This window comes from Lentzea sp. NPDC020367 (assembly GCF_044387305.1).
In the GTDB taxonomy this organism is placed as follows: domain Bacteria; phylum Actinomycetota; class Actinomycetes; order Mycobacteriales; family Pseudonocardiaceae; genus Lentzea.
The window spans coordinates 790,635-804,985 of record NZ_JBIRVV010000002.1 but is presented as its reverse complement, the minus strand read 5'-3'; the positions used below and the strand labels follow the sequence as shown (position 1 = coordinate 804,985).

The window sequence follows — 14,351 nt, the reverse complement described above, 5'->3', positions numbered from 1 at the left end:
CGGCGATGCCGAACGAAGAGAAGCTCGTTGAGTACCTGAAGTGGGTCACCGCCGATCTCGCCCAGACCCGCAAGCGCCTGGAGGAGGTCGAGTCCGGCAGGCACGAACCGGTCGCGATCGTGGGCATCGCCTGCCGCTTCCCCGGCGACGTCCGCTCGTCGGAAGACCTGTGGGAACTGGTCGTGCAGGGCCGTGACGCCATCACCGGGTTCCCGACGGACCGCGGCTGGGACCTGGGCACGCTGGCCGGCGGCACCAGCGCGACGTTGCAGGGCGGGTTCCTCTACGACGCCGCCGACTTCGACCCCGGCTTCTTCGGCATCTCGCCGCGCGAGGCCCTGGCGATGGACCCGCAGCAGCGACTCCTGCTGCAGACCACGTGGGAGGCCGTCGAACGCGCGGGCATCGACCCGACGTCGCTGCGCGGCTCGCGGACCGGCGTGTTCGTCGGCACCAACGGCCAGGACTACGGCCACGTCCTGATCGCCTCCCAGGAGGACGTCGAGGGGCACGCCGGCATGGGCACCGCGGCCAGCGTCATCTCCGGCCGCATCTCCTACACGTTCGGCTTCGAGGGCCCGGCCGTCACCGTCGACACCGCGTGCTCCTCGTCCTTGGTGGCCCTGCACCTGGCCTCTCAGGCGCTGCGCAACGGCGAGTGCTCCCTCGCGCTGGCCGGTGGCGTCACCGTCATGGCGACGTCGTCGAACTTCGCCGGATTCACCCGGCAGGGCGGTCTCGCGACCTCGGGCCGGTGCAAGGCGTTCTCGGACGACGCGGACGGCACCGGCTGGGCCGAGGGCATCGGCGTGCTGCTGGTGGAGAAGCTCTCCGACGCCCAGCGCCACGGCCACCCGGTGCTCGCCGTCGTCGCCGGCAGCGCGATCAACCAGGACGGCGCCTCCAACGGCCTCTCCGCCCCGAACGGCCCTGCGCAGCGCGAGGTGATCAAGGCCGCGCTGACCTCGGCGGGCCTGTCCGCGTCCGACGTGGACGCCGTCGAGGCCCACGGAACCGGCACGGTGCTGGGAGATCCGATCGAGGCCGAGGCGCTGCTGGCCACCTACGGCCAAGACCGCGCGACGCCGCTGCGGCTCGGCGCGATCAAGTCCAACATCGGCCACACCCAGGCCGCGGCCGGCGTCGCGGGCGTCATCAAGATCGTGGAGGCGCTGCGCCACGACACCCTCCCGCCGACCCTGCACGTCAGCGAACCCTCGTCGCACGTCGACTGGTCGGCGGGCAGCGTGTCGCTTCTGACGGAACCCACCGCCTGGCCGCGGGGTGACAAACCGCGCCGCGCCGGTATCTCGTCGTTCGGGGTGAGCGGCACCAACGCCCACGTGATCATCCAAGAGGCGCCAGAACTGTCAGACCTGCCTGAGATGATTGGGATGGGGGCTCGCGACCCCCTGGGGGCCGGCCAGCCGGAATCGATTCAGGGGCTGGTGGGCCGGCATCCGCTCGTCGTCTCGGCGAAGTCGGCGAACGCCCTGAAGGCCCGCGTCGAGCAGATCAAGGCGCTGGAAGGCGAACCGGCAGACATCGCGTACTCGCTGCTCACCACGCGGCCGACGACGTTCGACCACCGCGCGGTCCTCCTCGGCGGCGACGTCATCGCGACCGGGACCGTGCAGCGCAAGCCGTTCGCCGCGCTGTTCTCCGGCCAGGGCGCCCAGCGCGTCGGCATGGGCAAGGAGCTGTACGAGGCGTTCCCCGCCTTCCAGGAGGCCCTCGACGCCGCACTCCGCCACCTCCCCGCAGGCCTCAAGGAGATCATGTGGGAGGACGAGACCCGCCTCGACCAGACCGGCCACACCCAGCCCGCGCTGTTCGCGTTCGAGGTCGCGCTGTACCGGCTGCTGGAGAGCTACGGCTTCAAAGCCGACCACGTTGCGGGCCACTCCATCGGCGAGATCGCCGCCGCGCACATCGCCGGCGTCCTGAGCCTCGAAGACGCCGCGAAGCTCGTCACGGCCAGGGCGAGCCTCATGCAGAACCTCCCGGCGGATGGCGTGATGATCGCGCTCCAGGCCACCGAAGCCGAGGTCACACCGCACCTCACCGCGGGCGTCTCCCTGGCCGCCGTCAACGCCGAGGACTCGGTCGTCATCGCCGGTGTCGAAGAAGAAGCGCGAGAGGTGGCCGCGCGGTTCGGCGACCGCAAGACCAAGCAGCTGAAAGTCAGCCACGCGTTCCACTCACCGCTGATGGAGCCGATGCTCGACGACTTCCGCGCCGCCATCAGCACCATCGCGCTGAACCCGCCGAAGATCCCGTTCAGCGCCACCGGCGACGTCACGAACCCCGAGTATTGGGTCAGCCACGTCCGCGACACCGTCCGCTTCGCCGGCAACGTCAGCCGAATCGGGGAAGCCACCCACGTCGAGATCGGCCCTAGCGCCGTCCTGGCCGCCCTGGTGGACCGCGCCATCCCGACGATGCGCAAAGACAGGGACGAGGTCACGGCGTTCATCACGGCGCTGGCCAAGCTCTATACGGTCGGCGCCAAGATCAGCTGGCCGAAACAGGGCAAGAAGACGGCGCTGCCCACCTACCCGTTCGACACCGAGCGGTTCTGGCCGCGCAGCACCATGGCCCCCGGCGCCCAGCCGAACGCCAGCCGCCCCGCGCTCTACGAGCTGAACTGGGTGAAGTCCACAGTGGACGCACCGGCCATCACGGGCGCGCGCTGGGCGATCATCGGCGGCGACGAGTTCGACCTCGCCCACGTCCTGTACGCGGCGGGCCAGTCCGTCAGCGGCTACGGCGAGACCCTCACCGAGGCCGCCCAGAACACGACGCCGGACGTGTTCGTCGTGGCCGTCACGGGCGACAACACGCCAGAGACAACCCACGCGCAGACCCAGCGAGCGCTGAGCATCCTCCAGGAGGCGCTGAAGTTTGAGAACTCCCGCGTCGTCTTCGTCAGCCGCGGTGCCGCGGCGGGCGAGGACCTGGCCGCGGCGGCCGTGTGGGGCCTGGTCCGCACCGCCCAGGCCGAGAACCCCGGCCGGTTCCTGCTCGTCGACAGCGACGGCCTCGACGTTTCCGGCGCCCTGCTCACCTCCCTCGTCAACGGCGACGAACCGCAGGTCGTCGTCCGCGCGGGCAAGGTCGAGGTCGCCCGCCTCAAGGAACTGCCCGAGAACCCCGACGCCACGTACGAGTGGAGCGAGGACGACACCGTCCTGATCACCGGTGGCACCGGCGGTCTCGGCGCCGAACTGGCGAAACACCTTGTCACCAGGCACGGCGTGAAGCACCTCCTGCTCGCCAGCCGCCGCGGTGAGGAGGCACCCGGCGCGCAGAACGTCAAGCAGGAACTGGAGAACAAGGGCGCCACCGTCACCATCGCGGCCGCTGACGTCTCGAACCCCAACGACGTCCAGACCCTGTTCGCCGCCACGGAACGCCCGCTCACCACCGTCATCCACACGGCGGGCGTGCTGGACGACGCCCTGGTCGACGCGCTCACCCCGGACCGTCTCCGAGCGGTCCTCACGCCCAAGGTCGACGCCGCGCACCTGCTCGCCCAGCACGACCTCAAGCTGCTCGTGCTCTACAGCTCCGTCTCCAACGTCATGGGCGCGCCCGGCCAGGGCAACTACGCCGCCGCCAACTCCTACCTCGACGCCCTCGCCCAGAGCCGCGAGAACACCATCAGCCTCGCCTGGGGCCCGTGGGCGCAGGACAGCGGCATGACCGCGGGCCTGAGCGACGCCGCCATGGATCGCATCACCCGTTCCGGCATGCCGCCGCTGGCCGCCGAACAGGGCCTCGCGCTGTTCGACGCCGCACTCGCCGAGAACAGGCGCGTCGTCGTCCCCATGCACGTCAACCGCAACCAGCAGCGCGTCGCCCCGCTGCTGCGCGACATCGTCGACGAGCAGCTCCTCCCGCAGCAGAGCCAGATGGCGGCCGTGACGGTCCTCGACCGGCTGCGCACCCTCGACGGCGACGACCGCGTCAGCCAGGTCCGCGAACTGGTCGTCGGCACGTGCGCCGCACTGCTCGGCCACAATGATTCGTCCAAAGTGGACCCCGAGAAGAACTTCCTGGAACTGGGCTTTGACAGCCTCATCGCCGTCGAACTGCGCAACCAGCTCAACGACATGCTCAACCTCAAACTCCCCGGCAGCGCCGTGTTCGACAGCGGCACCCCGGCCGCGCTCGCCGCGCGGGTCGACGCCGAGCTGGGCACCATCGCCGGGCCCGCCACCAGCAACGGCCTGGCGGTCAGCGCGCACGACACGGTGTTCGGGCTGTTCATGGACAGCGTCAGCGGAGGCAAGGTCGTCGAGGGCCTCAGATTGCTCAAGGCCGTCGCGAACCTGCGCCCGATGTTCGACAGCCCGGCCGAACTGGAGGACCTGCCCGTCCCCGTCACCCTCGCCGACGGCCCGAAACTGCCGAAACTGGTCTGCGTCAGCGCACCCGGCGCCACCGCCGGCGTGCACATGTACGCGCGGCTCGCCGCCCACCTGCGCGGCAAACGCCACGTCTCCGCGCTCCCGCTCATCGGCTTCAACGAAGGCGAAGCGTTACCGCGCACCACGGAGGCCGCCGCCAGGTTCGTCGCGGAGAGCATCCTCAACGGCACCGACGGCGACCCGTTCGTCCTGGTCGGACACTCCTCCGGCGGCACCCTCGCCTACTTCGCGGCCGCCGTGCTCGAGGAGACCTGGGGGATCACCCCGGAAGCGGTGATCATGCTCGACACCCTGAGCATGAACTACAACTCCAGCGAGGGCATGGACTTCGGCGCCGTCACCGCGAACTACTTCAACACCATGGACTCGCCCGCGGTGAACATGAACAGCACCCGCCTGTCCGCGATGGCGCACTGGTTCCCGCTCATCATCGACACCGGCCTCCACACGACGGTCCCGAAGCTGCTCATCCGCTGCGCCAACGAGGTCAAGGGCACCGACCTCGTCACGACGAACCAGGACGTCGACGTGCCCGCCGACGAGATCCGCGTCGTCGCCACCGACCACATGGCGATGGTCAAGGAGGACGCGGGCGTCGTCGCGGACGTCATGGAGGACTGGCTCAGCACCCGTATCGAGAAACTGGAAGGCGTCCGATGACCACATCGCAGGAACTGCCCCTGATCGGGGTCGAACTGCCGTCGATCCTGACGTTCAGCGAACTCCGGCTGCGGTTGCAGGAACAGGCGCCGGTGTGCCGCATCCGGACGCCCGCGGGCGACGAGGGCTGGCTCGTCACCCGCCACGCCGAGGTGAAGTCGCTGCTGCAGAACCAGAAGCTCGGCCGCAGCCACAAGGACCCCGCCAACGCGCCGCGCTACTTCCGCAACCCGATGCTCGACATGCTCATCACCGCCGACGACATCGAGGTCGAGAAGGAGCGCCACGAGAAGAAGCGCGTCCTCTACACCAAGAGCTTCGCCGCCCGCCGCGTCATCGAACGCCGCGAGCGCGTCATCGGCATCGCGAACGACAAGATCGACGCGATCATCGCCGCAGGGCAGCCCGCCGACCTGCACGACGCCTACTCGATGGACTACTCGCAGCAGGCGCTGTGCGACATGGTCGGCATCCCCGTCGAGGACCGCGCCAAGCTGCTGGAGATGATGGACACCGTCGGCGCCTCCGACCAGGAGTCCGCAGAGGCCGGCATGGACCCGCTGTTCTCCTTCGCCGCCGACATCGGCGAACGTCGCAGGTCAGAGCTCGGCGACGACGTCATCTCGCGGTTCATCGAGACCGGCCTGACCAACGAGGAGATCGGCCTCCACGTCGTCACGCTGCTGTTCACCGGCCTCGCGGGCCTCGCGAGCCACCTCGACTTCGGCGTGCTGCTGTTCCTGCGCAACCCCGAGCAGCGCGCGAAGGCCATGGCCGACCCGGAGATCATGGCCCGCGCCGTCGACGAGGTCATGCGCGCCACGATCAGCTCACCCGTCCTGCCCCGCTACGCCAGCGAGGACATCGAGATCGGGGGCGTCACGATCAAGGAGGGCGACCTCGTGATGCTCGACTTCAGCCTCGCGAACTTCGACCCGCGCGCGTTCGAGAACCCGCACGACTTCGACGTCACCCGCTCGCCGAACCACCACTTCACGTTCGGTCACGGCATGCGGCACTGCACCGGCGCCCCGCTCGTGCGGATCATCCTCGCCGTCGCCTACACGACCCTGTTCGAACGCCTGCCGGGGCTGCGGCTCGCCGTGCCGGAGTCGGAGCTCGAATCCCACCCCGGTGGACGGCTCGCGGGCGGTCTGGAGAAGTTTCCCGTCACCTGGTGAGCGGGGTCACTCCGCTTCTTCCTCGAGGCGCGCCTTCTCCGCCAGGCGCGCCTCTTCGGCCTTGAACTCCTTGTAGGTGGCGCGCTCGCGCACCAGCCAATCGGGGTTCTCGTCCTTGATCGCGGTGATCTGGTCGGTGGTGAGCGCCTCGGTGATGCCGGCGCGCACCAGGCCCGACGCCGAGATACCGAGCTTCTGCGCGATGAGCTGCTTGGGGTGCGGGCCGTTGCTGCGCAGGTTCGCCAGCCACTCCGGCGGGTTGGCCTGCAGCTCGTTCAGCTCGTCGCGCGACACGACGCCGGCCTGGAACTCCTCGGGGGTGGCCTCGAGGTACACGCCGAGCTTCTTGGCGGCGGTGGCTGGCTTCATGGTCTGCTGCGACTTCATGCGCAAAGAGTAACCGCTGCGTCCGGTAGCCTCAGCGCGTGACCGGCTCTTTCACGCTCGCGTACGTCCCAGGTGTGACGCCGGGCAAGTGGGCACGGGTCTGGGAGGAACGCCTGCCGGAGACCCCGCTGACCCTCGTCCAGGTGACCACCGCCGAAGCAGGGGCGAAGGTGCGGTCCGGTGAGGCCGACGCCGCGCTGCTGCGGCTGCCCGGCGACCGCGAGGACCTGCACGCGATCCCGCTCTACACCGAGACCAGCGTCGTCGTGTTCCCGAAGGACCACGAGTTCGCCGCCGCCGACGAACTGTCCGTCGAGGACCTGGCGGGGCACGTCCTGTGGCAGCCGCTCGACGACCCGCTCGACTGGGACTCCCAGCCAGGTCAGCCGCCCGTCGAACGGCCGGAGACCACCGCGGACGCCATCCAGATCGTGGCCGCCGGTGTCGGCATGCTGGTCGTGCCGCAGTCACTGGCGCGCCTGCACCACCGCAAGGACCTCAAGTACGTGCCGCTCTCGGACGCGCCGCAGTCCCGCGTGGCGCTGTCGTTCCCGATCCGCGACGAGAACCCCGAGCTGATCGAGCACATGATCGGCATCGTCCGCGGCCGCACGGTCAACAGCACCCGCGGTCCCGCGCCGGAGCCCGAGAAGAAGAAGCAGGCGCCCAAGCAGCAACAGCCGCGCCGGGGCCCCGCGCCCGCGCAGAAGAAGCAGCCCGCCAAGCGCGCGAAACCCCGTCGCGGTCGCTGAACCTCAGTCGTGCACGGTGATGGCCTGGGCGGGGCAGATGCCCCTGGCCGTCCGCGCGGCCGACTCCGCGTCGCCCGACGGGGCGGCGTCGAGCACCGTGACGAACCCGTCGTCGTCCTGGTCGAACACGTCCGGCGCGGCCAGCACGCACTGAGCCGAGCCGATGCACTTGCCGGTGTCCACACTGATCCGAGCCATGACGATCCTCTCACCAACGCACAGGTAGCTCGTGGAGTCCGAAGAGGACTCCGTCGTACTTGAACCGCAGCTCGTCCAGCGCGACGCCGAGCTCCAGCGTCGGAATGCGCCGGAACAGGCCGCGGTAGGCGACGTCCATCTCCAGCCGCACCAGGTTCTGCCCGAGGCACTGGTGCACGCCGTACCCGAACGCCACGTGCCCGGTCGCCGAACGGGACGGGTCGAACTCGTCCGGCCGCTCGAACATCTCCGGGTCGTGGTTCGCGCCGGCCACGAGCGGCACGATGCCCTCGCCCGCCCGGACCAGCTGGCCGCCGATCTCGACGTCCTCGATCGCCACGCGCAACGCCACCAGGTCCGCCACCGAGTGGTAGCGCAGCAGTTCCTCGATCATGCGGTCGTCGTCGATCCACTGCTTCTGCTGCAACAAGGTGACGACACCGAGCGAGATGTTGTTCGCCGTCGTCTCGTGGCCCGCGATCAGCAGCAGCATCGAGACACCCGAGAGCTCCTGCGGCGTCAGCAGACCGCCCTGCAGCAGCTTGCTGATCAGGTCGTCGCCGGGACGCTTGGACTTGATCGTGATCAGCCGGTTGATGTAGCGCAGCAGGTGCTCGGACGCCTTGTCCCGCTGCTCGTCGGTCGACGTCAGCGTCACCAGGACCTTCGTCTTCTCCTCGAAGAAGTCGCGGTCCACCTTCGGTACGCCCAGCAGCGCGGAGATCACCAGCGACGGCACCGTCAGCGAGAAGTCCTCGACGAGTTCCGCCGTGGTGCCCTTGGCCAGCATCTGGTCGATGGCGTGGTCGACGATCTGCTCGACCGCCGGCCGCAACGCCCTGATGCGGCGCACCGTGAACTCGGGGATCAGCGCCTTGCGGAACCTGTTGTGGTCCGGCGGGTCCAGCGACACGAACCAGCCCGGCACGTCGTCCGCGGACGGCGCGCCCACGGTGCGCGACGGCCGCGGAAAACCCTCGTGCGTCGGGTTGGAACTGATGCGCGGATCGGTGAGGACCGCGCGCACCTCCTCGTGCCTGGTCACCAGCCACACCGTCTCGCCGGACGGCAACGCGGCCTTCGTCAGGCCGGGTTTCGTGCGGAACCCCTCGTACTCGGGAGGAGGGAACGGCACGCCGGGGCGGCGCATCATGAACGGGACCAGGTCAGTGCTCGTCATGTCTCATCCCTCGTAGAACCGGCGGACCTGCGCCACGATGTGGTCCTGGTCGTCCTCGGTCAGCTCGGCGTGGGTGGGGAGGTACAACCCGTCCTCGGCGAACCGGTTCGCGTTCAGCGTCGGCCACACCGGGTCGAGATAGCCGGGCTGCCTGCTCATCGGCTTGAAGAACAGACGGGTCTCGATGCCGTTGTCCGCCAGGAAGGTCCTGAGCTCCTCCCGGCGTTCCGCGCGCAGGTCGTACATCCACAACACGTCGCGCGGCGGCATGAGGGTGATGCCGGCGATGCCGCGAAGACCCTCGTCGTACCGCTTCTCGATCTGCGCGCGCGTCGCGATGATCTCGTCGAGGCGTTCGGTCTGCGCGAGCGCGACCGCGGCCTGCAGGTTGGTCATCCGGAAGTTGTAGGCGAGCTTCTTGTGCAGGAAGCTGTGGTCGCGGGTGAACGCCATGCCGCGCAGGTGTGCCATCTGCCGCGCCAGGTGCGGGTCGTTCGTGACGCAGACACCGCCCTCACCCGAGGTGATGACCTTGTTGGCGAACAACGAGAACGCGGCGATGTCCCCGGTCGGCTTGACGCCGTGCGCCTCGGCCGAGTCCTCGACCACGCGCAGGTTGTACTCGTAGGCCAGTTCGAGGATCGGCTCCATGTCGCACCGCCGGCCGTAGATGTGCACCGGCATGATCACCTTCGTGCGCGGGGTGATCTTCTCCTCGATCTTCGTGACGTCGATGTTGAGGTCGTCCGCGCAGTCCACGAAGACCGGGGTGGCGCCGGTGTAGGTCACGGCCCACGCCGAGGCGATCATCGTGAACTCGGGCACGATCACCTCGTCGCCGGGACCGACGCCCAGAGCCCTCAGCGCGAGCGTCAAAGCCGTTGTGCCAGAAGAACAGGCGACGCCGTACCTGACGTCGTTGTAGGCGGCGAAGGCCTCCTCGAACTGCGGCACGTACGGACCCTGCGAGGAGATCCAGCCGTCCGTCACGGCCTTCGTCGTGTACTCGAGCTCGTTGCCGCGCAACGAAGGCATCGAGACGGGATAGCGGTAGCTCATCGTCAACTCACTTCGAGGCCAGTGCGGGCAGAGAGAGGATCAGGTCGGCGGCCGTCTTGCGGCCCCCGGCGGAGTGCTGCAGCGCCGCGAGACGTTCGGCGTTCTCGGTGAACGACGGGTCGTCCAGGACGCGGGTCAGCTTGTCTGCGACGTCGTCCGGGTCGACGGTGTGCGGCTGGTCCAGCGTCAGCCCGACACCGAAGCTCGTGGCGCGGATCGCCTGGTCGTAGCAGTCGACCCACAACGGCCGCGACACCATCGGCTTGCCGAAGTAAATGCTTTCGGTGTAGGCGTTTCCACCCGCGTGCGTGAAGAAGAGCTTGACGTTCGGGTGCGCCAGCACGTCCAGCTGCGACGGCACCCACGTCTCGATGCGCAGGTTGCCGGGAAGCGTGGCGGGCAGGAACTCCTGCTGGTCGCGCGGCAGCTTCCACAGGACCGAGTGCCGGCCGTCGAGCCTGTGGGCGACCTGGACGAACGCCTCGACCTGGTCCCGGGTCAGCCGCGTGATCGTGCCGAACCCCATGTAGACCACGGACTTCTGCGCGTCCAGCCACGTGCCCAGCTCACCGGGCTCCGCCTGGGGGAGCGGGGGCACCAGCGCGCCGACCGTACGGATCTTCTCCGGCACGTCGAACGGGTAGTCCATCTCCGGGATCGAGTAGCACAGCACCATCTCGGCCTGCTCGACCCGCGCGAACTGGCCGAACGCCTTGGGGGAGATGTCCAGCTCGGCGATCACCTTGGCGTTGCGCGCGTTGCGGTCCTTGTTGTCCTTGGTGAACGCGGTCGCGAGCGTGCGCCAGCCGAAGAACCTGTTGGCCCACCGTTGTGTCCAGGACATGTCAGCGGGCAGACCGGTGTGCGGGCGCGGGAAGTCCTTCGGCGTGTAGGTCGGACCGATCGGGATCGCGGACGTCACGAGGTTCGACGCGACGAACGGGTTGCTGATCACGTACGGGATTCCCTTGGTGATCGCGACCTCGTAGCCGAACATGCACATCGACTCGACGATCATCAGCGCCGGTTCGATCCTGTCCACCAGCTCCGCAAGCGCGCGGTACTTGGGAATCCGCTGCTCCGGCCGGTTCGTCTGCTCGATGACGGCCTTGCGCGCCTTGAACCGCGACCGCTGCGTCACCTTCGCGTAGACGTCGTCCGGCCAGGTGACCGAGGACATCTCCGGGATCACGTCCCCCAGCGAGAAGAACTCGATCGGCGAGCCGACCGCCGCCGCCTCGACCTCCTCGCGAGCCTTGTCGTCGGTGGCGAACCACAGGTTCCCGACACCGCGGCGCGACAGCTCCTCCGCTAGCACGAGCATCGGGTTCAGCAGGCCGCTCTCCGGCAGACTGACGAACAGGATCGGCCGCTGGCTCATGGACTTCACCCTTCGGACTGACGCCTGATGACCGCGAGCCTGCCGGACCTCGTGGTGCCCTGTCCCAGGGCGGCAGGCTTCTCGAGAAGAAGACCTAGTGTTCGAAAGCACCGGTACTCCAGGAGAACACCTAGAACCGGCGCGTATCGATTTGAGGGGGATGCGTTCGCCTGCGACGCTCGGTGCCGACCCGTCATGCCCGCGCTGCTGGGGGAACGTGGTGGTGCCTCATCAGCACACACCGCGCTGCGGCACGACGGCTTTCCTGGCGAGAGGTACATCATCATGACCGGGACGTCTGACAACAGCATGACCAAGGCGAGGCTCGCCGGCCTGATCGAGCGGGACGACCAGTGGGCCACCTTGGAGACGTTGTTGGCGGACTCCCTGTCAGGATCTGGAAGGGTCGCTCTGCTCACCGGCCCTGTCGCGTCGGGGAAGACCGAGTTGCTGCACGCGTTCGGGGAGGCTTCGGGAGCCGGCTTCGTCAAGGCCACCTGCTCGGCGTTCGAGCGGGATCTGCCGTTCGGGGTGGCGAGTCAGATCTTCCACCCCCTGGACGCGCCGGACGAGGTCGGCGAACTGCTCGACGCCGCCGCCCGCAGTGCTGACGGGCCGACCGCGCGCCAACTGCACGCGTTGTGCCTGGCGCTGCTGGATCTCACGGCCGAGACACCACTGGTGATCGGCATCGACGACGTGCAGCACGCCGACTCGTCCTCGCTGCACTGGCTGCTGTACCTGATCCGCCGGATAGGCCAGGCGAAGGTGCTGCTGATGCTCAGCGAGACCGCCTCGCCACGCGCCGCGCACACCGCGCTGCACACCGAACTGTTGCGCCACCCGCATTGCCGCGACGTCCAACTGGCGCCGCTGGGGTCGTTGGACGAGCTGTTCGAGGCACCGGTGCACGCCGTGGACGCGATGGCGTTGTCCGGCGGGAATCCGTTGCTGGTGCGGTCGTTGCTCGACGACCAACGGCTCTGCAAGCCGCGCGACGACGGCGGCCTGGTGATCGGCCCCAGCTACCGGCGCGCGCTGGTCAGCTGTCTGCACCGCAGCGACCACCACGTGCTGCCCGTCGCGCGGGCGCTGGCCGTGACGGGGGAGCAGGCGACGCGGGAGTCGTTGGGGCGCCTGGCCCGCGCCGACACCGAGACCGTGGCGTCCGCGCTGGACGTGATGAACGAGGCCGGGCTGCTGTGCGACGGCTGGTTCCGCGACCCGGCCGCTCGGGGAGCCGTGCTGGACGATCTGTCCACTCAGGACCGCAAGGAGATGTACCTCGGCGCGGCGTTGCTGCTGCACGACGAGGGCGCGCCCGCCACCGAGGTCGCTCCCTACCTGGTGATGGCCGACCACTCCGAGAACCCGTGGATGGTGCCGGTCTTCGTGGAGGCCGCCGAGCACGCCCTGCGCGACGAGCAGATCGACACGGCGTTGCGCTACCTGGAACTGGCTCATCGGGCGTGCGTCGAGGTGCACGGGCGCGCGGCGATCGCGGCGAAGCTGGTGCGGGTGGAGTGGCGGGGCAACCCGTCCGCGGCCGGAAGAAGGCTCGGCACGGTGATCCCGGCGATGCGGGCCGGGCAGCTCTCCGACCGGGACGTGACGTCGCTGGTGCAGCCGATGCTGTGGAACTGCCAGGTCGACGAGGCCACCGAGGCGATGGACCGGGTCCGGCGCACCACCACGTCGAGCAACGGCCTGCGCGCCATGGAACTGTGGCTCGCCTGCTCGCACCCGACCCTGGCCCGCCGGGCGACGTCCACCCCGGAGGCCGTGAAGACCCGGACGGTGAGTCTGACCTCCGGACCGATGCTGAAGGCCGTCACCTCCCTGGCGAACGTGCTGACGTACGGCAACAACGACGCTTCGGCCACCGACGCCGAGCACGTGCTGCAGGCCGCGCGGCCGTCCGACAGCGGCTGGTGGGGCCCGGAGTCGGCGATGCTGGCGTTGCAGGCCCTGGTCTACGCGGACCGGCTCGACGTGGCGGCGCAGTGGTGCGACAAGCTGCTGGACGAGGCGCGGACCAAGAACCTCGCGGTCGCGCGCGCATTCTTCTCCTGTGTGCGGGCCGAGGTGTCGCTGCGGCGCGGCGACCTGACCACGGCGTTCGAGCACGCCCAGAACGCCCTGGACCTCATGCCCGCCGGTGGGTGGGGCGTGGCGCTGGGCATGCCGCTGGGGATCCTCATCAACGCGGCCACCAAGATGGGGAGGCACGAGGACGCGGCTTCGTTCCTGGAACAGCCGGTGCCCGAGGCGATGTTCCAGTCGCGGTACGGGTTGCACTACCTGTACGCGCGCGGCCACCACTACCTGGCGACGTCCCGGCACTACGCGGCGCTCGCGGACTTCCTGTCCTGCGGCGAGCTGATGACGTCCTGGGGCGTGGACCAGCCAGGGGTGGTGGCGTGGCGGACGTCGGCCGCGGAGGCGTGGCTGCAGCACGGGGCGAACCGGGACGAGGCCAAGCGGCTGATCAACGAGCAGCTCGCCCGGCTGGGCCCGGAGGCCTCGCGCACCCGAGGAGTGGCGTTGCGGTTGCTGGCCGCCACCAACCAGCCGCACAACAGGCCGCAGCTGCTGCAGGACGCCGTGGTGATCCTGGAGGAGTACGGCGACCAGTACGAGCTGGCCCGCGCGTTGGCCGACCTGTCCAAGGCACACCAGGCCTTGAGGGAACACCGGCGCGCGTGGACCGTGGCCCGGCGGGCGTGGCACGTGGCGAACGTCTGCGACGCCGCCGAGTTGTGCGAGGAGTTGCTGCCCTCGCGGGGAAAGGCCGACGGCGAGGACGCGCCGGCCGAGGAGAAGCCGGCCGATCCGATCGCGACGCTGACCGACGCGGAACGGCGGGTGGCCGCCTTGGCCGCGGTGGGCTACACGAACAGGGAGATCGCGTCGAAGCTCTACATCACGCCGTCGACCATCGAGCAGCACCTGACCAGGGTGTACCGGAAGCTGAACGTCAAGTACCGCAAGGATCTCCCCGCGGATCTGCACTCGTACCTGCCCAGCACGGCCTGATCCTCCACTGAGGACGCCGCGCTTTCACTCGATCGTGTCCGCTCTCGCCCGTTATCAAAACGTGATCTTGCGGTAGCGTCGAAC

8 protein-coding genes and 1 pseudogene are annotated in these 14,351 nt (G+C 69.1%); 4 read left to right on the top strand and 5 right to left on the bottom strand.

All coding sequences use genetic code 11. The features are described 5' to 3' along the window. Window positions 1-5 precede the first annotated feature (5 nt). A pseudogene (locus ACH413_RS10605) lies at window positions 6-5,093 on the top strand (type I polyketide synthase); the annotation flags it as partial. Further along, window positions 5,090-6,274 carry a cytochrome P450 gene (locus tag ACH413_RS10600; RefSeq protein ID WP_360030668.1) on the top strand — a complete coding sequence of 395 codons (1,185 nt, stop codon included), beginning with the start codon at window positions 5,090-5,092 and terminating at the stop codon, window positions 6,272-6,274. The pseudogene ACH413_RS10605 and the gene ACH413_RS10600, both read left to right, overlap by 4 nt. A gap of 6 nt (window positions 6,275-6,280) precedes the next feature. Here the strand turns inward: ACH413_RS10600 and ACH413_RS10595 are convergent, their stop codons facing one another. Next, a complete protein-coding gene (locus ACH413_RS10595; protein ID WP_360031271.1) occupies window positions 6,281-6,643 on the bottom strand; it encodes a DUF5997 family protein in 363 nt (120 codons plus the stop codon). 56 nt (window positions 6,644-6,699) lie between these two features. Here ACH413_RS10595 and ACH413_RS10590 point away from each other — a divergent pair, with 56 nt between their 5' ends. Further along, a complete protein-coding gene (locus ACH413_RS10590) occupies window positions 6,700-7,413 on the top strand; it encodes a LysR family substrate-binding domain-containing protein (RefSeq protein ID WP_360030666.1) in 714 nt (237 codons plus the stop codon). Window positions 7,414-7,416: 3 nt separating this feature from the next. Here ACH413_RS10590 and ACH413_RS10585 read toward each other — a convergent pair whose 3' ends face one another. From ACH413_RS10585 to ACH413_RS10570, 4 genes are read right to left on the bottom strand one after another with little or no spacing between them, the layout of a single operon-like run. After that, the gene (locus tag ACH413_RS10585; RefSeq protein WP_360030664.1) at window positions 7,417-7,611 is read right to left on the bottom strand and encodes a ferredoxin; all 195 of its coding nucleotides are present in this window, start codon (window positions 7,609-7,611) and stop codon (window positions 7,417-7,419) included. 10 nt (window positions 7,612-7,621) lie between these two features. Next, window positions 7,622-8,791: a cytochrome P450 gene (locus tag ACH413_RS10580; RefSeq protein ID WP_360030662.1), complete on the bottom strand. Its 1,170-nt coding sequence runs from the start codon at window positions 8,789-8,791 to the stop codon at window positions 7,622-7,624. A gap of 3 nt (window positions 8,792-8,794) precedes the next feature. Beyond that, window positions 8,795-9,850 carry a DegT/DnrJ/EryC1/StrS family aminotransferase gene (locus ACH413_RS10575; RefSeq protein ID WP_360030660.1) on the bottom strand — a complete coding sequence of 352 codons (1,056 nt, stop codon included), beginning with the start codon at window positions 9,848-9,850 and terminating at the stop codon, window positions 8,795-8,797. A 7-nt stretch (window positions 9,851-9,857) separates the two neighbouring features. After that, window positions 9,858-11,231, bottom strand: coding sequence for a glycosyltransferase (locus ACH413_RS10570; protein WP_360030658.1), 1,374 nt, complete (start codon window positions 11,229-11,231; stop codon window positions 9,858-9,860). A 285-nt stretch (window positions 11,232-11,516) separates the two neighbouring features. Here ACH413_RS10570 and ACH413_RS10565 point away from each other — a divergent pair, with 285 nt between their 5' ends. After that, a complete protein-coding gene (locus tag ACH413_RS10565; RefSeq protein WP_360030656.1) occupies window positions 11,517-14,267 on the top strand; it encodes an AAA family ATPase in 2,751 nt (916 codons plus the stop codon). Window positions 14,268-14,351: the final 84 nt, after the last annotated feature.

What these genes read in the sequence shown, in the direction of transcription:
- ACH413_RS10600 (WP_360030668.1), top strand. Translation starts at nt 5,090, where the DNA reads ATGACCACATCGCAGGAACTGCCCCTGATCGGGGTCGAACTGCCGTCG.
- ACH413_RS10595 (WP_360031271.1), bottom strand. Translation starts at nt 6,643, where the DNA reads ATGAAGCCAGCCACCGCCGCCAAGAAGCTCGGCGTGTACCTCGAGGCC.
- ACH413_RS10585 (WP_360030664.1), bottom strand. Translation starts at nt 7,611, where the DNA reads ATGGCTCGGATCAGTGTGGACACCGGCAAGTGCATCGGCTCGGCTCAG.
- ACH413_RS10580 (WP_360030662.1), bottom strand. Translation starts at nt 8,791, where the DNA reads ATGACGAGCACTGACCTGGTCCCGTTCATGATGCGCCGCCCCGGCGTG.
- ACH413_RS10575 (WP_360030660.1), bottom strand. Translation starts at nt 9,850, where the DNA reads ATGAGCTACCGCTATCCCGTCTCGATGCCTTCGTTGCGCGGCAACGAG.
- ACH413_RS10570 (WP_360030658.1), bottom strand. Translation starts at nt 11,231, where the DNA reads ATGAGCCAGCGGCCGATCCTGTTCGTCAGTCTGCCGGAGAGCGGCCTG.
- ACH413_RS10565 (WP_360030656.1), top strand. Translation starts at nt 11,517, where the DNA reads ATGACCGGGACGTCTGACAACAGCATGACCAAGGCGAGGCTCGCCGGC.